Annotated in this window: 15 protein-coding genes and 1 tRNA gene; 11 read left to right on the top strand and 5 right to left on the bottom strand. The window is 70.7% G+C overall.

Features of this window, described 5'->3' with window-relative positions; all coding sequences use genetic code 11:
• Nucleotides 1-82: 82 nt before the first annotated feature.
• From ACQP2F_RS02930 to ACQP2F_RS02940, 3 genes are read left to right on the top strand one after another with little or no spacing between them, the layout of a single operon-like run.
• Entirely contained in the window at nucleotides 83-2,875 is a 2,793-nt protein-coding gene (locus ACQP2F_RS02930; protein WP_433300379.1) for a hypothetical protein, read from the top strand.
• Nucleotides 2,865-3,683: an ATP-binding cassette domain-containing protein gene (locus tag ACQP2F_RS02935; protein WP_433300381.1), complete on the top strand. Its 819-nt coding sequence runs from the start codon at nucleotides 2,865-2,867 to the stop codon at nucleotides 3,681-3,683. The genes ACQP2F_RS02930 and ACQP2F_RS02935 overlap by 11 nt, the downstream gene beginning before the upstream one ends.
• Nucleotides 3,680-4,288 carry an ATP-binding cassette domain-containing protein gene (locus ACQP2F_RS02940; protein WP_433300383.1) on the top strand — a complete coding sequence of 203 codons (609 nt, stop codon included), beginning with the start codon at nucleotides 3,680-3,682 and terminating at the stop codon, nucleotides 4,286-4,288. The genes ACQP2F_RS02935 and ACQP2F_RS02940 overlap by 4 nt, the downstream gene beginning before the upstream one ends.
• Here ACQP2F_RS02940 and ACQP2F_RS02945 read toward each other — a convergent pair.
• A complete protein-coding gene (locus ACQP2F_RS02945) occupies nucleotides 4,262-5,125 on the bottom strand; it encodes an alpha/beta fold hydrolase (RefSeq protein WP_433300385.1) in 864 nt (287 codons plus the stop codon). The two genes, ACQP2F_RS02940 and ACQP2F_RS02945, sit on opposite strands and share 27 nt — an antisense overlap.
• A gap of 400 nt (nucleotides 5,126-5,525) precedes the next feature.
• Here ACQP2F_RS02945 and ACQP2F_RS02950 point away from each other — a divergent pair, with 400 nt between their 5' ends.
• The 3 genes from ACQP2F_RS02950 to ACQP2F_RS02960 all read left to right on the top strand — a co-directional run bounded on the left by ACQP2F_RS02950 (nucleotide 5,526) and on the right by ACQP2F_RS02960 (nucleotide 6,899).
• A complete protein-coding gene (locus ACQP2F_RS02950) occupies nucleotides 5,526-5,870 on the top strand; it encodes a hypothetical protein (RefSeq protein ID WP_433300386.1) in 345 nt (114 codons plus the stop codon).
• 62 nt (nucleotides 5,871-5,932) lie between these two features.
• Nucleotides 5,933-6,688 (top strand): hypothetical protein, encoded by a 756-nt coding sequence (locus ACQP2F_RS02955; RefSeq protein WP_433300388.1) that lies wholly within the window; start codon nucleotides 5,933-5,935, stop codon nucleotides 6,686-6,688.
• Nucleotides 6,689-6,826: 138 nt separating this feature from the next.
• Nucleotides 6,827-6,899: transfer RNA gene (locus tag ACQP2F_RS02960), tRNA-Arg, on the top strand.
• A gap of 410 nt (nucleotides 6,900-7,309) precedes the next feature.
• On the opposite strand, the gene ACQP2F_RS02965 is transcribed toward ACQP2F_RS02960, so the two are convergent.
• Both ACQP2F_RS02965 and ACQP2F_RS02970 read right to left on the bottom strand, forming a co-directional pair.
• Complete coding sequence (locus tag ACQP2F_RS02965) at nucleotides 7,310-8,038, bottom strand: SDR family oxidoreductase (RefSeq protein WP_433300390.1); 729 nt, start codon at nucleotides 8,036-8,038, stop codon at nucleotides 7,310-7,312.
• 118 nt (nucleotides 8,039-8,156) lie between these two features.
• A complete protein-coding gene (locus tag ACQP2F_RS02970) occupies nucleotides 8,157-9,038 on the bottom strand; it encodes a helix-turn-helix transcriptional regulator (protein WP_433300392.1) in 882 nt (293 codons plus the stop codon).
• Nucleotides 9,039-9,138: 100 nt separating this feature from the next.
• Here ACQP2F_RS02970 and ACQP2F_RS02975 point away from each other — a divergent pair, with 100 nt between their 5' ends.
• The 5 genes from ACQP2F_RS02975 to ACQP2F_RS02995 all read left to right on the top strand — a co-directional run bounded on the left by ACQP2F_RS02975 (nucleotide 9,139) and on the right by ACQP2F_RS02995 (nucleotide 13,313).
• Nucleotides 9,139-10,536, top strand: a complete 1,398-nt coding sequence (locus ACQP2F_RS02975; protein ID WP_433300394.1) for an MFS transporter — start codon at nucleotides 9,139-9,141, stop codon at nucleotides 10,534-10,536.
• A gap of 33 nt (nucleotides 10,537-10,569) precedes the next feature.
• Nucleotides 10,570-10,968, top strand: coding sequence for a DUF2255 family protein (locus tag ACQP2F_RS02980; protein ID WP_433300396.1), 399 nt, complete (start codon nucleotides 10,570-10,572; stop codon nucleotides 10,966-10,968).
• A gap of 12 nt (nucleotides 10,969-10,980) precedes the next feature.
• A complete protein-coding gene (locus ACQP2F_RS02985) occupies nucleotides 10,981-11,868 on the top strand; it encodes an aldo/keto reductase (RefSeq protein ID WP_433300398.1) in 888 nt (295 codons plus the stop codon).
• 27 nt (nucleotides 11,869-11,895) lie between these two features.
• The gene (locus ACQP2F_RS02990) at nucleotides 11,896-12,879 is read left to right on the top strand and encodes an aldo/keto reductase (protein ID WP_433300400.1); all 984 of its coding nucleotides are present in this window, start codon (nucleotides 11,896-11,898) and stop codon (nucleotides 12,877-12,879) included.
• Nucleotides 12,880-12,971: 92 nt separating this feature from the next.
• The gene (locus tag ACQP2F_RS02995; RefSeq protein WP_433300401.1) at nucleotides 12,972-13,313 is read left to right on the top strand and encodes a carboxymuconolactone decarboxylase family protein; all 342 of its coding nucleotides are present in this window, start codon (nucleotides 12,972-12,974) and stop codon (nucleotides 13,311-13,313) included.
• Nucleotides 13,314-14,576: 1,263 nt separating this feature from the next.
• Here ACQP2F_RS02995 and ACQP2F_RS03000 read toward each other — a convergent pair.
• Together ACQP2F_RS03000 and ACQP2F_RS03005 are read right to left on the bottom strand one after the other, a co-directional pair.
• Nucleotides 14,577-15,038 carry a hypothetical protein gene (locus ACQP2F_RS03000; protein ID WP_433300403.1) on the bottom strand — a complete coding sequence of 154 codons (462 nt, stop codon included), beginning with the start codon at nucleotides 15,036-15,038 and terminating at the stop codon, nucleotides 14,577-14,579.
• Nucleotides 14,996-15,241 (bottom strand): transposase family protein, encoded by a 246-nt coding sequence (locus ACQP2F_RS03005; protein WP_433307320.1) that lies wholly within the window; start codon nucleotides 15,239-15,241, stop codon nucleotides 14,996-14,998. Before ACQP2F_RS03005 ends, ACQP2F_RS03000 begins: the two co-directional genes overlap by 43 nt.
• Nucleotides 15,242-15,264: the final 23 nt, after the last annotated feature.

Below are 15,264 nucleotides of genomic sequence, written 5' to 3' on the forward strand. Positions count from 1 at the left end.
CGGGAGCGTTCCCACCTGTTGTAGCTTGGATCAACTTCCCCTTGGAGACCGGAAACCTGCAGACCGGAGGAGGGCCGCCGACGTGGGTGATCGCCTCACCGCGGCCGCGCTCCGGTCCGGTGTGCACCAGCGGTCCTGGTCGCTACTGACGCTCTGCGCCTTCCTCGTGCTGGCCGCCGCCGGCGCCGCCGCCCCGATGTTCGCCGAGGCCTCCGACAACGCGACCTTCCAGCTGCGCCGCGACGAGATCCCGGCCACCGCCCGGCAGAGCGATGCCGCGGTCGTGCGGCTCTCGGCCGACGTCGGCTCGAAGAGCGCCGACCAGCAGGCGGTGGTCGGCGACATGCGGAAGGTGCCGGGCCTCACCGCGCCCGACCTGACCGGCGGCTCGATCGGCGCCGAGCTGGCCACGCCGCGGTTCTGGGAACTGACCGTCGCGGCCGGCGACCGCACGGACCGCGGCCGGTTCTTCGTGGTCGGCGACCCGGCGGGCGAGCTGGTGCCGGTCGGCGCCCCGGCCACGAAGGACGGTCTGTGGCTGCCGGAGCCGATGGCCGAGAGCCTCGGTGCGCGGCCGGGCGACCGGATCACCCTCACCGTCGTGGTCGGCACCCAGGGCGAATCGCACCGGACGACGAGCACGATCGCCGGCTTCTATGCGGTCGACGCGGGTGGCCGGCTGCCGGCCGACGTGCCCGGCAGCAACCGCTGGGTGCTGCGGCACGGCGACACCCCGGGGGACACCGAATACGAGACGCTGCCGGCGTACCTGCTGATCGGCGACGTGGCGACGGTGGAGCCGCTGGCCAAGGCGGTCGACGACCAGATCTTCTGGTCGGTGGAGGCGGCGCTCGAGCCGGGGGTGACGCTGGCCGAGGCGAACCGGACGGCCGCCGCGGTCGAGGAGCTGCGGCGTGACTATGCGACGCGACAGCCGCCCGAGGGGGACAGTCCGACGGCGTTCCGGTTCGCCAGCGGCATCGGGCGGATCGTCGCCACCGCGCGGGCGACGACCGAGACCGTACGTCAGCGGACGCGCCCGGTGGAGTGGGCGGCGACCGGCGTCGGCCTCGCGTCGGTGCTGGCCGTGGCGCTGCTGTCGGCCCGGCGCCGCGAGCGGGAGCTGCGGCACGCGGTCGCCGTCGGCATCGCGCCCGTGCGGGTGGGCGGTCTGTGGCTGCTCGAGACCCTGCTCCCGGCGGTCCTCGGCGCGGCGCTCGGCTGGCTGGTGGCGTGGCAGCTCGTGGTGCGGCTCGGCCCGCCCGGCGCGGTCGAGGAGTCGCTGCTTCCGGCGGCGACGGCGGCGGGGTTGGCCGCGCTGGCCGGTCTGGTCACGGTGGCGGGGGTGGGCACGGCGGCAGCAGCCCGGCGCGTACGGCCGGTGCCGCCGGCCACCGTCCGAAGGCAACCGCCGTGGGCGCCCATCATCGTGGTCGCCGCCCTGGTCGCGGCGGGTGGCCTGCTCGGCGCCGGCGGTCCGGCGGGCGGCATCGACCTGCTCGTGCCGCTGCTCGTCCTGGCCGCCGTCGGCGTGGTCGCGGGCCGGCTGCCCGGCCTGCTCGCGGCCCGTCGCCGCACGCTGCCCGGCCTGCTCGCGGCCCGTCGCCGCACGCTGCCCGGCACGCCGCGACGGGCCATGCTCTGGCTGGCGCGGCGGCGGCTCGGCTCGGGCGGCGCCGAACGCCAACTCGCCGTCGTGGTCGTGACGGCCGGGCTCGGCATGCTGCTGTTCGCTCTGTCGGCCGTGGACTCGACGGCCGACATGGCCGAGGACCGGGTCGCGGTGGCGGCCGGCGCCGAGGCCGTGGCGCCGCTGCCCGGCTCGTACGTGCTGGACAAGCAGGCGGTGTCGCCGCCGCGGACCGGTCCGTTCACCCCGCCGCCCCCGGGCCCGGTCGCCGGCGTCCGGGTGCCGCCGCTGCCGGCCGGCAACACGATCGTCTGGCACACCGACGTGCTGAGCCCGATCGACAACGAGCAGAAGGACCTGCTGATCATCGATCCGGCGCGGTTCCGCGACGTCGCGCTCTGGGGGACCGGCGCCGACCTGACGGCGGCGCGGCAGGCGGTGGATCTCCTGCTGCGGGAGCCGGTTGCGGCCGATCGTTCCGTACGGATGATCGCCGTCGCCGACCCCGCGTCGGAGAGGCTGGATTCCTTCCCCATGAAGGTCGGCTTCGAGTCGCAGGACTTCACCGTGGCCGCGCGCGTCGCGGCGTTCCCGGGCATGAAGGGCCGCCCGATGTTCGTGGCCGCCGCCGACCCGCTGCTCGGCAACCTCGGCGTCGACGACCCCCGCCTCAAGCCGCTCACCGAGATGCCGCCCGGCGCCGCCGTCGCCCAGGCGTCGCTGTGGAGCGCGGGCGGCGAGGCCGGGATCCGCACGGTGACCTCCGCGTACGGGGTCCGGCCCGACCGCGTCGACACGGCCTCCCACCTGCGGTCCGACGCGTCGTACGTGGCGACCGCCCGCGCCCGCGGCTACCAGGTGGCGATCGGCGGCTACCTGGCCCTGCTCGCGATCCTCACGCTCGCCGTCTACGCCCAGCGCACCGCCGTGCAGCGCCGCCCCACCGACCTCATGCTGGCCCGGGTCGGCCTCGGCCGCCGCCGCGTCCGCCGCGCCCGCGCGCTCGAGTTCGTGCTGCTCGCCCTGGTCGCGCTGGCCGCCGCGGTGGCCGGCGTCGTCGCGCTCGCCCCGCTCGGCGGCCGCCTGCTCGACGACCAGCCCACGCTGCTGCCGGCGTTCGCGTTCGAGCTTTCACCCTCCGCGCTGGTGGTCACCGCCGTCGCCGTCGTCGTGGCCATCGTTCTGGCCGTCGCGCTCGCGGCCGTCGTCTCCGGCGTCGAGGAGGTGGCCTACCGTGACGACTGACGAGCTCCCGCTCCTCGAGGGCCGGGATCTCATTCAGCTGTACGCGGCGCCGACCGGCCCGACACAGGCCTTGCGCGGTGTCGACGTCGCCGTGCGGGGCGGCCGCATCTCGGCGATCACCGGCCCGTCCGGAAGTGGGAAGTCGACGCTCCTCGCCGTACTGGCGCTCCGGGAAAGACCCGCCGGGGGCGAGTTGCGGCACCGGGGCCGCCTGGTCTCGGGTTTGACCCGCCGCCAGCTGCAACGCCTGCGCCGCACCGAGATCGGCTGGGTCGCCCAGCGCCCGACCCACAGCCTGTTCCCGCAGCTGGACGCCCTCGGCCAGATCCAGCAGATGGCCCGCCTGCGCGGTGTGCGCTGCGACCCGTCGTCGTCGCTGGCCGAGGTCGATCTCGTCGCCCACGCCCGCTCCCTCCCGGCGGTGATGTCCGGCGGTGAGCAGCAGCGACTGGCCGTGGCCGCGGCCGCGGTCGGCGCGCCCGCCCTGCTCGTGGCCGACGAGCCCACCGCCGAGCTGGACGATTCCTCCGCCGCCCTGGTCCTGGCGTTGTTGCGGGCCCGGGCCGACGCCGGCAGCGCGGTCGTCCTGGCCACCCACGACGCCCGGGCGATCGCCGCCGCCGACACCGTGCTCCGCTTCCGCCACGGCGTCCTCTCCGGCTCCCAGGACGCCGGCCGCGACGGGCTGTTGATCGACGGTCAGGGCCGTCTGCAGCTGCCGCCCGACGCGTTGGCGCTCTTCCCCGACCGCCGCGTCGAGGTCGTGGTCGCCGACGACCACGTCGAGTTGCGGAGGGCTCTGGAATGACGCTGGTCGAAGTCCAGTCGGTCAGTCATGTCGTCCTGCGCGACGTCACGCTTTCCCTGTCCTCGTCGAGGCTCGCCGTACTGGCCGGCCGTTCCGGTTCCGGAAAGTCGACCCTGTGCCACCTGATCGCCGGCGTGATGCGGCCGTCGTCGGGTTCCGTATCGGTGGCCGGCCGCGCCGCCTTCCCCACTCCCGATTGGGCGACCGTGTCGCTGTTACCGCAGCGGCTCGCCCTGGAGCCTTCTCTCTCCGTCGCCGAGAACGTCTCCCTTCCCGCCGCCCTGCTTTCCCGATCGTCCGCCGGCCCGCTCCTCGATCAGCTCGGCCTGGCCGCCATCGCCTCCCGCCCCGCCGGCGACACGTCACTGGGCGAGCAGCAGCGCACCGCCCTGGCCCGCGCCCTGGTCCTCACTCCCGCCGTGGCCGTGCTCGACGAGCCCACCGCCCACCAGGACGACGAGCACGTATCGCTGGTGCTGGACGCCATGCGAGCCGCCGTCGAGCGCAGCACGCTGGTCATCGTCGCCACCCACGACCAGCGCGTGATCGACGTGGCCGACACCGTGATCCGCCTGACCTCAGGCCGCGTCGAGCACGTCGCGTAGCTTGGCCGCGAACTCCGCGGGCTTACCCGCGTACCCGAACTCTCCACCGAGGAACCCGCCATGATGGCTGGGAAAGACCACGGCCTCCTGCCCAAGCGCTTTCGCCAGCCCTTCCGCCGTACGCGCGGTATAGGTCCCCGCCGATTCCTCCCCCACCGCGACAATGACGCGCGCCTTCTTGATCGCCTCGACGTCCGGCCGGTAGCCGGTGACCGCCCACGACCGCTTCGACAGCAGCGGATTGTCCCGTTTCCCGTCATCCTCAGACGGCATCCCGAAGGCCGCCGCGTTCGGCACCGGTTGCGCGAAATACTCGTCGGTGAACTCCCCATGCCAGGCCGCCATGGCCATGAAGGCCGCCATGCCCGCTCCCTCGCCCTTGGCCTCATAGGCGTCGTTGAATCGCGCCCGCGCTTTGTCCGCCCCTTCGGCATCGGGGAGCACGGCATTGATGGGCGGCTCATGGGCAACGAGCATGCTGACGTCTTCCGGATACCGCGTGACAAGCTCGAGCCCGGTGACCGCCCCGCCGCTGCTGGCGAACACCTGGACGGGCCCGGCGTCGAGCGCCGCGATGAGCCGATGCAGGTCTTCGGCCTGGTCCTGCGGCGTGAGATCGTCCCGGCCGTCCTTGCGCTTGCTGCGCCCCAACCCGCGCGGGTCGTAGGTGATAACGGTCCGGTCCGCGAAGTGCCCGGCAAGGGCGCCAAAGCCGTCCGCCGTCATGGGTTGCCCGATCATGAGGAGCACGGGTTTGCCGTCAGCCGGCGGCAGCGGCCCGTGGACGTCGTAGACGAGGTCGACATCCGGCGTTTCCAGAGTCCTGGTTTCCGTCATGGAGCCGAGGCTACGGCCACCCCGGCCCGCTGGCGGGCCCTTCATAGACTTCCGTCATGCTCCCGTGTCCGCGGACCCGGCCGGGCTAGCCGTGGCGCCGAGGTCTCACTCACACGGTGGGGACGGCAATCCGGAGAGCCGCCCGCACCGCCCCGACTCCGCCGGGCCGCCACGTCGTCGCTCGGATCCGGCCAGCGTCTCGCAGGCCGAGGATGACGTCGCGGCCTATGCGGAGATCGGTCGGTCCAGCTCGGCGCGGGGCGGGCGTTCCCCCTCGGCCGCTCCGAGTCCGGAAAGCGGTCCTCCCTGGCCGGTCGCGCCGAACGTCACCGGCAGCGCCCGCGGTGCGAACCTGAACCCGCCACACCGACGGCACACGATCACGGGCGCCCGCAACGGCATGGTCCAGGAGGACAACACCGTCTTCCTGCGGGGGCACGAGCATGTTGGGATCGAGGACGTCCGGGGCATCGCCGAGGGCGACGGCGTCTGGAATCCGGAGACGCAGAGATACGAGATCAACGGTCGGACGTACGGCGTCGAGCCGAACGGCACAGCCTTTCCCGACTCCGGCGCCGGTATGGTCAAGCTCGACCGCAACGAGTACGCGGCGCTCAAGGAGATTGTCCGAGCCGGCGGTGACCTCTCCAAGGCGCCGCAGCTGAGCAGGAACCCGCGCTTCACCGAGAACCCTGACGCCGTTGCCAAGGCGAAGGCGATCTACGACGGGACGTACGAGCCGTGAACTACGGTTTTTGGATCAGTGGTCCGCTCGATCGTGACCGCCTCGCCGCGGCCCTGGCCGAGATGCTCACCCTTCCCCCGGAGTCGGTGGACGTGGCCGACGACGGCGACGCCGACCGCGACTGGGAGGCCCCGGTCAATTGCACCGTTGCGCCCCTGAACGGCGACCTGAACTGGCACCTCGACATCTACGTCAGCGCCGTGGTCTCCGCGCCGCCACCCGAACCCGCCGCCGCCTCCTGGCTCGCGACCCGCCTCCGCGTCACGGTCGCCTACGAGGCTCACCTGACTCGGCCCAGCGCCTTCTGGCTCGTCGGTCCCGATGGCAAGCGAACCCGCGCCCGCATCTATGAGGAGGATTCGGACGACATCCCGGCGTACCGCATCGATGCCGCCGAGCATCCGATCGCGTCCCTGCCGGGGCTGCGGGTGGCCGCCATCCCGGAAGTGATCCGCGACTACCGGATGCCAACCCCGATCACCGATCGGTTCCGTGAGTCGTCCTCGCCCGCCGTCAAGCTCCTGGGCGCCTGGGAATCGTCGGTGACCAGGCTCATTGAGGGCTGGCCGCCGGACGGCTGGTACCCCGCCGAGTACTACCGCGAGGACCTGGAAACCCGGGATTCACTGGACCCGGCACCCGAGGAGTTGGCGAGCGCGCTCACCGAGATAGACCGCCGTTTCGCCGACGCGACGATCGACGACGGGGGCCGCGCCTTGGCGGCAGCGACCGGTCCGCTGCCTCGGGCCGCACACAAATGGTGGTGGCATCGCATACCGCAAGCCTTGCCATGGCAGAACGCGCCCGGTCGTGGGTAGTAGGCGTGCGCGGCTCGTTCGGCCTCTGCTTCGACCAGGCAGGGGATCGTTCCCGCGGCGTCCAACGGCGCCACTTGGCAGCGGCTGGGACGCCCGGCCACTCCTGAGAACCCCAGGTAGGTACGATATGGGCCGCAGGCCCTCGTAGCTCAGGGGATAGAGCATCGGTTTCCTAAACCGTGTGTCGTAGGTTCGATTCCTACCGGGGGCACAACGTAGATCTGCAAAGTCGCAGCGTGATCAGCCGGCGACTGCGCGTTGAGGCGACCTGCCGTCTGGCGTAGCAGCCCAGGGTGCGTCCTACATTTCGGTCGGGACGCCACTGGTCTGCGGTTCATGAAGCCATAGCCGCAAAAGGCCCGGCATGCTTCGCCGTCATCAGAGCCACCCGCCTGGTTTACTGCGTGTTCTATCCGTTAGGTCCGTTTGTTGCGATGGACCCCAGGGCTGCAGGCTCTACCGGTACTCGACCTCGCCGGCGGCGAGGGATTCGTCCTTTCGCCGCCGGCACGTTTCCCGAGCGCCCGGGCAGCACTGCCCCGACGGCGGTGACCGCGCCGTAGAGCAGGTGGTCGATCTCCGGCTTCAGGTTCTCGACGGTCGCGAAGCTGAGAGCGGGCATCAGGCCTGGTTGGCGGGGCGCAGCAGGATTTCGTTCATGGCGAGGTGCCGGGGCCGTTGCAGAGCGAAGACGATGACGTCGGCGATGTCGCCGGCGGTGACCTGCGCCTGGCTGTAGAGCTGTTGCACGGCGGTTTTGGTCTGGCCGTGGGTGATGTGGCCGGGCAGCTCGGTGGCGACCACGCCGGGCTCGATGACCAGGACTCGCACGTCGGGCAGCACTTCCTGGCGCAGTGACTCGGACCAGCCGTTGAGGCCCCATTTGGTGGCGGCGTAGACGCCGTTACCGGCCCGAGCGGTGCGCCCGGCGACGGAGGAGATGTTGACGATGTCGCCGCCGCCGTCGCGGATCTGGTCGAGGAACACTTCGGTGGTGGTGATCGCACCGAGCAGGTTCACCTCGATCATCTGCCGGTAGTCGGCGCGCTGCTCGGCGGAGAACGGGCCGAGCAGCATGACGCCGGCGTTGTTGACCAGCACGTCCGCGCCGCCGAGTTCGTCCTGCACGCGTGCCGCGGCAGCGGTCAGGGCGTCGCGGTCGGTGACGTCGGCGGCGATGGCGAGCGCGCCGTCGCCGAGTTCCTTGGCGAGGGCTTCGATGCGGTCGGTGCGGCGGGCGAGCAGCGCGACCTGATAGCCGGCGGCGTGCAGGGCGCGGGCGGTGGCTTCGCCGATGCCGGACGACGCACCGGTGATGACGGCGGTGCGACGGGTGTTCGAGGCGGTCATGACAGGGCTCCTCGTTCGCGGGCTTCGTCCGGCTGTCGGCGGCGCGAAGCGATCAGGTGAAGGGCGGCAGCGGCCGGCTCGCGACATGCTCGGGGTGGACCAGGGCCGAAGCGAACCGTTACAGCTCTTGAGGCGTACGGGTGGTGCTTTCCTCGGTGGCGGCCCAGGACGCCAGCAGCTTCAGGCCGTCGCCGGACGGGGTGCCGGGCACGGCGGTGTAGGTGACGATGGTCAGGGGCGCGTCGTCGCCGGGCAGTTCGAGGGCTTCGTGAGCCAGTTCCAGCTCGCCGACGGCCGGATGGTGGAAGCGTTTGACGCCGTGGCGGTGTACGAACACGTCTTGGGCGGCCCACCAGCTGCGGAACGGCTCGCTGTGCATGGACAGTTCCCCGATGAGATTCATCAGTTGCTGGTCGTACGGGTTCGCGGCAGCGGCCAGCCGCAGGGCACCGACGGATTGCCGGGCGACGTTCTGCCAGTCCGGGTAGAACGCGGAGGCGTGCGGGTCGAGGAACGCGAATCGCATCGAGTTCACCGGCCGGGTCGCGGTGCTGAACATGGGCGCGTACAAGGCCTGGCCCAGCGGGTTGGCGGCGAGAACATCGAAGCGGTGGGTGCGCAGGATCGCGGGCACGCCGACCATGGAGTCCAGCACCTGGCGGATCGCGGGCCGGATCACCGGGGCGCCGGTCCGGGGCTTACGGGTGCGGGCCGGGGCCGGGCCGGCCGCGCGGGCCAGGTGGTGCAGGTGCGCGGTTTCGGTGTCGTCGAGTTGCAGGGCCCGGGCGAGCGCCTCGAGGACGCTGTCGGAGGCGCCGGCGAGATTCCCGCGTTCCAGGCGGGTGTAGTACTCGACGCTGACGCCGGCCAGGGCGGCGACCTCGCCGCGGCGCAGCCCGGCGACGCGGCGGCTGCCGTAGGCGGGGATGCCCGCCTGCTCCGGGCTGACCTTCGCCCGGCGCGAGCTGAGGAACGCGCGGACCTCACTGCGGTTGTCCATTCCCCCACGGTAGGCATCCCGCCCAGGTCGAGGGGGTCCCTGGCGGTACCCCTCAGAACAGTGCCTCCCACGCGGCGCGCGTACCGGGTTACCTGAGAGCATGTCGAGCGTCTCCACCGCCCCCACCAGATCCGCTGTCGCCGGTGCGGCGCCGTCGCCGGTTCCGTCGCTGATGGTGGCGATGCTCGGCTTCGCCGTCGTCACCCTCGACACCCAGGTCGTCAACGTCGCGCTGCCCGACATCAGCCGCGACCTCGGCGGGAGCCTGTCCGGGCTGCAGTGGGTCGTCACTGGTTACACGTTGATGTTCTCCTCGCTTCTGCTGTTCGCGGGGACGTTCGCCGACCGGATCGGCGCACGCCGGGCGTACGGAACCGGAATGTTGATCTTTGTGGTGGCGTCCGTGGCCTGCGGGCTCGCCCCGGGCCTGGGCTGGCTGATCGCCGCGCGCATCGTGCAAGGCATCGGCGCGGCGCTGGTCACCCCGACCTCGTTGGCGCTGATCCGGGCCGCCTACCACGACAGCGGCGCCCGGGTGCGGGCCATCGCGTACTGGGGCATGGGTGGCTCGATCGCGGCGGCGGCGGGGCCGGTGCTCGGTGGTGCGCTGACCGAGCTGGACTGGCGGTTGATCTTCTTCCTGAACGTGCCGGTCGGCATCGTCGCCAGCCTGGCCCTGCGTCGCGCCGCCGACTCGCCGCGCACAGCGACGCCGTTCGACGGGATCGGGCAGCTCACCGCGGTGCTTGCCCTCGCGGCCCTCACCTACGGGGTCATCGAAGGCGCCCACCTCGGGTACGGCAGTGTGCGGATCCTGGTCGCGTTCGTGGTGGCCGGGCTCGCCTTCGCCGTGTTCCTGACCGCGCAGGCCCTCGGCAGGCACCCGATGCTGCCGTTGGACCTGTTCCGCAGCCGAGCCGTCGGCACGGCCCTGACCGTCGCGTTCCTGGGCATGGTCGGCTTCTACGGCGTCGTGTTCCTGCAAGGCCTCTACTTCCAGCAGGTACGCGGTGCATCCGCGTTCACCACCGGGCTGCTGTTTCTGCCGATGACCGCCCTGGTGCCGATCCTGGCTCCCGTCGCGGCCCGAATGGCCAACCGGTTCGGGCCGGGCGTGCCGATCATCTTCGGGCAACTGCTGATGGCCGCCGGGCTGGCCGGGCTGGTGCTGCTGCCCGCCGACGCTCCGTTGCTGCTGGTCGCCGCGGTGATGATCCCGGTCGGGGTCGGTGGCTCGTTCACCGTCCCGTCGATCGCCGCGCTACTGCTCGACAGCGTGCCGTCGCACCGGGCCGGCACGGCCAGTGCCGTGTTCAACATGTCCCGGCAACTGGGTGGCGCCCTCGGCGTCGCCGCCTACGGCGCGGTCGTCGCCTCCTCTGCCGCGTTCCTCAACGGCCTGCACATCAGCCTCGCCGTTACCGCCGTCCTGCTGCTGGGCACCGCCGCGGCAAGCCTCACCCTGCGCCACCGCTCCCGTGAACATGACCCGGCCTGATCAGGGCACTACGAGGTGTAAGGAGGAGACGCTGTGACAGATGAAGCGCGGACAACGCCGTGGACCCCCGACGAACTGGCCGCGGTCGGCGGCGCCGAGGAGATCGGAATCGCGTCGCTGCGCGGTGACGGCACCCTGCGCCCGTACGTGACGATCTGGGTCGTGCGCGCTGGCGACGAGCTGTACGTCCGCTCGGCGCGCGGCCCGTCCGGCAGCTGGTACCGGCACGCCGTGGCCGCCGGCACCGGCCGCATTCGCGCCGGCGGCCTGGAACGCGACGTGACGTTCACCGAACCCGCTTACTCGGACGTCGACGCCGACATCGACGCGGCCTACCACGCCAAATACGACCGATACGGGCCCGCCATCGTGGGACCCGTCGTAGGGGACAAGGCGAGCGAGGTCACCCTCCGCCTGCTCCCTCGCAACTGAGAGGAACGCTTCATGACCACCGTCCCGACCTTCGGGCTGACCAACGGCGTCGAGATCCCCGCGATCGGCTTCGGGGTCTTCCAGACCCCGCCCGACGAGACCCGAGCCGCCGTCGAGGCCGCCCTGTCGGCCGGCTACCGGCACATCGACACCGCCGCCGCCTACTTCAACGAACGCGGAGTCGGCGAGGCCATCGCCAAGTCCGGCGTCCCGCGTTCCGAGCTGTTCGTCGAAACCAAGATCTGGATCAGCGACTACGGGTACGACCAGACCCTGCACGGCTTCGACAAGAGCGCCGGCAAGCTCGGCGTCGAGCAGATCGACCTGCTGATTCTCCACCAGGCGCTGCCCTCGGAGTTCGACAAGACCCTGGACGCCTACCGGGCGCTGGAGACGCTGCTGGCCGACGGCAAGGTCCGTGCCATCGGGGTCAGCAACTTCATGGTCGAGCACCTCACCCGGCTGCTCGACACCGCGACGGTCGTGCCGGCGGTCAACCAGATCGAGGTGCACCCGTACTTCCAGCAGCGTGAGCTGCAGGCGTTCGGCGCGCAGCACGGAATCCTCACCCAGGCATGGTCGCCGATCGGCGGGATCACCTTCTACCGCGACGGCGAGCACACCAGCACCCTGCAGGACCCCACCATCGGCGAGATCGCCGAGGCGCACGGCAAGTCCCCGGCGCAGGTGATGCTGCGCTGGCATGTGCAGCAGGGCCGCTCGGCCATTCCGAAGTCGACCAAGCCGGCGCGGATCGCCGAGAACTTCGACGTGTTCGACTTCGAACTCACCGGCGAGCAGCTCGCCGCGATCGACGCCCTGGACACCGGCAAGCGCGGCGGCCCCGAGCCGGAGGCCATCACGCTGGAGTCCTTCGGCCGCGAGATCCCCGAAGCCTGAACCGGTCACCACACAGGAGGAACAACCATGCGTACCGGAAAACTCGGCAAGCTCGAGGTCGCTCGGATCGGACTCGGCGCGATGGGAATGTCGCACGGCTACAGCGGCGCCGGCAGCGACGACACCGAGTCGATTCGCACCATCCACCGCGCGATCGACCTCGGCGTCACCCTCATCGACACGGCCGAGGTGTACGGCCCGTACGTCAACGAGGAGCTGGTCGGCCGGGCCCTGCAAGGCCGCCGGGACCAGGTGGTGCTGGCCACCAAGTTCGGCCTGATCTCACACACCGGCCGCGGGCCGGGCCGAGCCGACAGCAGCCCCGACAGCATCCGCACCGCCGTCGACGGCTCCCTCAAGCGGCTCGGCACCGACCACATCGACCTCTACTACCAGCACCGCGTCGACCCGGACACCCCGATCGAGGACACCATGGGCGCCCTCGCCGACCTCGTACGCGACGGCAAGATCCGCTACATCGGACTGTCCGAGGCCTGGGCCGACACCATCCGGCGCGCCCACGCCGTGCACCCGGTCACCGCGGTGCAGTCGGAATACTCGATCTGGACGCGGGACCAGGACGAACTCCTGCCCGTGCTGCGCGAACTGGGCATCGGCCTGGTCGCCTACTCCCCGCTCGGCCGGGGATTCCTCACCGGCACGCTGCGCACGCCCGCCGATCTGGAAAAGCTCGACGACAGCGACTTCCGCAAGAACCACCCACGTTTCACCGGCGAGAACTTCCAGCGCAACCTGCGCATCGCCGACCAGGTACAGCAGATCGCCGACCAAATCGGCGCCACCCCGGCCCAGGTCGCCCTGGCCTGGGTCCTCGCCCAAGGCAACGACATCGTGCCGATCCCCGGCACCAAGCGGGTCAGCCGCGTCGAGGAGAACACCGCCGCCGACCACATCGAACTCACCACCGAGCAGCTCGCCGCGCTCACCGCCCTACCGCCCGCCGAAGGCGGCCACCACACCGACGACCAGATGAAACTCATCGAACGCTGATATCGCAACTACGCACGAAGTCGCCGCCCGCGTTGGCGGGCGGCGGCACGCACCCTTCCAGGCCAGTAGCCGGATTCGTTGGAGGAAAGACAGTGAGCACGACCGGAGAGCCCTCGACCGCACAGCGCCTCGTCGGCGACATCGCACCCAAACTTGCCGAGCTGACCGACGAAGTCCTGTTCGGTGACGTCTGGGGCCGCCCTGAACTGGCCCGCCGGGACCGGTCGCTGGTCACCGTCGCGTCGCTGGTGACCAACGGCAGCACCGAACAACTCGTCAGCCACTTGCGCCTGGCGAAGCAGAATGGCCTTACCGAAGCCGAATTGGTCGAGGCGATCGTGCACCTGGCCTTCTACGCGGGCTGGCCGCGAGCGATGTCCGCGATCGCCGTGGCGAAGCGAGTGTTCGCCGAGGATGAGCAACCAAACGCGTGAGCCAGCGTCTACCGTCGGCGGCCGCGCTGTGCTGGGACTGCGGCGAGACTCTCTGCCGTGGCCGGCGCCACTCGAACGGGCGCTCGCCACTGCCGACCGGCAATGGAACGCTGTCAAGCAGTTCTTCGACGTACCGCCCAAGTACCAAGTTAGGCCACTCGAAATTCGAGATCTGCAAACTTCTTGCGGCCATTGTAACGGTTTCGGGCGATTCAAGATTTCCGGCTTCATCCCGTTCTGCCCTAGCGCAGGTTCGACTCCTCCCGGGGGCACCACGTAGATCTGCAAAATCGCAGCGTGATCGGTCGGCGACTACGCGTAGAGGCAAACTTCCGGCTGGCGTAGCATGTCCCAGACCGCGTCCTGATCTTCGTGTCTGGACGCCGCTGGTCTGAGATTCGTGACGCTATCGGCGCATGCACGGCATGCTTCGCGGTCATCAAAGCGACCTCGCCTGGATTTGCGGCGCGTTCTATCCGTTAGGTCCGTTTGTGGCGACGGCCGGCCGATCTTGGCCCGGACGGTTCGCGAGCGTCCGGGCCAGGGTCAACCCAGCCCCATACTCGTCGCAGATGAACTCCCGCCGGGGCCAGCACGGGCACACCGTCCGGGCCGGATCGCTGCGAACGAGCTCCCTGCCCGCCGTGACGAGGCCTTGCCTAATCGAGCGGTTTCACCAGGGGCAGGGCCGGGCGCGGGTTGCCCAGTTAGCGCACCGAAGGTACGCCAGCTCGGCCCTGCCGCTGGTTAGGCCAGGTTCTTGGTGAAGAAGTCGTCGACCGTGTCGAACGGGATCAGGTGGAGGCGGTCGTACAGGTCGCGGTGGCGGGCGCCGGGAACCACGACGAGTTCCTTGGGTTCGCCCATCGCTTCCCATCATCTCTTCGGTGAACCAGCGGGAGAAGGCCCGGTCTCCGACGATCATGAGGACGGGGCGGGGGCCGATGTCCTCGAGGTAGCGCAGCCCGCCGTACCCCATGTATCCGAGGTGGCTGACGGCGATGTGACCGCCTTGGGAGTGGGGGTGGTAGCCGCGGTCGTTGCTCTTGACGTAATAGTCGAAGAACTCGCTGGTTACCGCGTCGAGTTCGACGCCTTCGGGGACCTGGGCGGAGAAGATCGGGTCGTAGGTGACCGTGCCGGCGTCGACGTCGGCCCAGCGCTGCGCGTTGAGGCGGTCCATCTCCGCGCGACGGTCTGCGTCACTCCACGAGTGCTGCCACCCGTTGCGGTAGTTTTCGCCGATGTCGTACATGGAGGCGGTCACGACGGCTTTGATGCGGGTGTCCATGGATGGCGTCCGGGGGCGCCGCTGGTGATGCCCTGGCGGTAGATCGGTGAGCCGTCCCGGCAGGCGATCTGCGCGCCCGGATGCTCGAGCAGCCAGTCCCGTAGCGTTTCAGCGTCGCGGCCTTCCCGCAAGGTGATCGGGAGCCGGGTGTCCTCGTCGACCAGCAGCGTGTCGTAGGTGTGGCCGTAGAAAGCGAAGTCGTCGGCGCCCAGAACCCGGGGTGCGGTGGGCGTGGGCAGCGGGATCTTCATCAGGTGCGCCAGGACGCTGGTCCGGGACAGGCCGGCATGCAGCAGGCGTAGCAGCCGGGCACCGCCGCGTCCGGCGAGCAGGACACCGGCGAACTCGACCAGGCGTTGCAGCAGCGGAGTGCGGCGTTGATACCGGACGGTCAGCCCGTCGACCCGCTCGGCGAAGGTCGCCTTTGGGCACAACGGATTTCGCAGTACAGACGACGAACCTGCAGCTCGATGCGAGCCGGGCGGCCGGCGATCGAGGTGTCGGCCAAGCGGCGGGTGTATCGGCTGTGGACCCACTCGCTCGGTTCCCCGCAACCTACGCAGGCCGCCGCATATTCGGACCGTGTGCCGGCACGGAAGACCACAACGGGGCCGGCCGTGTCGACCGAGGTAACCACGACTGCGGCCAGATGAGGCAGCA

This window comes from Actinoplanes sp. CA-030573, assembly GCF_050951115.1.
Taxonomy (GTDB): Bacteria; Actinomycetota; Actinomycetes; order Mycobacteriales; family Micromonosporaceae; genus Actinoplanes.

Bases quoted from the DNA above. Each gene is read 5' to 3' on its own strand.
- ACQP2F_RS02940 (WP_433300383.1), top strand. From the start codon at position 3,680: ATGACGCTGGTCGAAGTCCAGTCGGTCAGTCATGTCGTCCTGCGCGAC.
- ACQP2F_RS02945 (WP_433300385.1), bottom strand. From the start codon at position 5,125: ATGACGGAAACCAGGACTCTGGAAACGCCGGATGTCGACCTCGTCTAC.
- ACQP2F_RS02950 (WP_433300386.1), top strand. From the start codon at position 5,526: ATGGTCCAGGAGGACAACACCGTCTTCCTGCGGGGGCACGAGCATGTT.
- ACQP2F_RS02955 (WP_433300388.1), top strand. From the start codon at position 5,933: ATGCTCACCCTTCCCCCGGAGTCGGTGGACGTGGCCGACGACGGCGAC.
- ACQP2F_RS02965 (WP_433300390.1), bottom strand. From the start codon at position 8,038: ATGACCGCCTCGAACACCCGTCGCACCGCCGTCATCACCGGTGCGTCG.
- ACQP2F_RS02970 (WP_433300392.1), bottom strand. From the start codon at position 9,038: ATGGACAACCGCAGTGAGGTCCGCGCGTTCCTCAGCTCGCGCCGGGCG.
- ACQP2F_RS02975 (WP_433300394.1), top strand. From the start codon at position 9,139: ATGTCGAGCGTCTCCACCGCCCCCACCAGATCCGCTGTCGCCGGTGCG.
- ACQP2F_RS02985 (WP_433300398.1), top strand. From the start codon at position 10,981: ATGACCACCGTCCCGACCTTCGGGCTGACCAACGGCGTCGAGATCCCC.
- ACQP2F_RS02990 (WP_433300400.1), top strand. From the start codon at position 11,896: ATGCGTACCGGAAAACTCGGCAAGCTCGAGGTCGCTCGGATCGGACTC.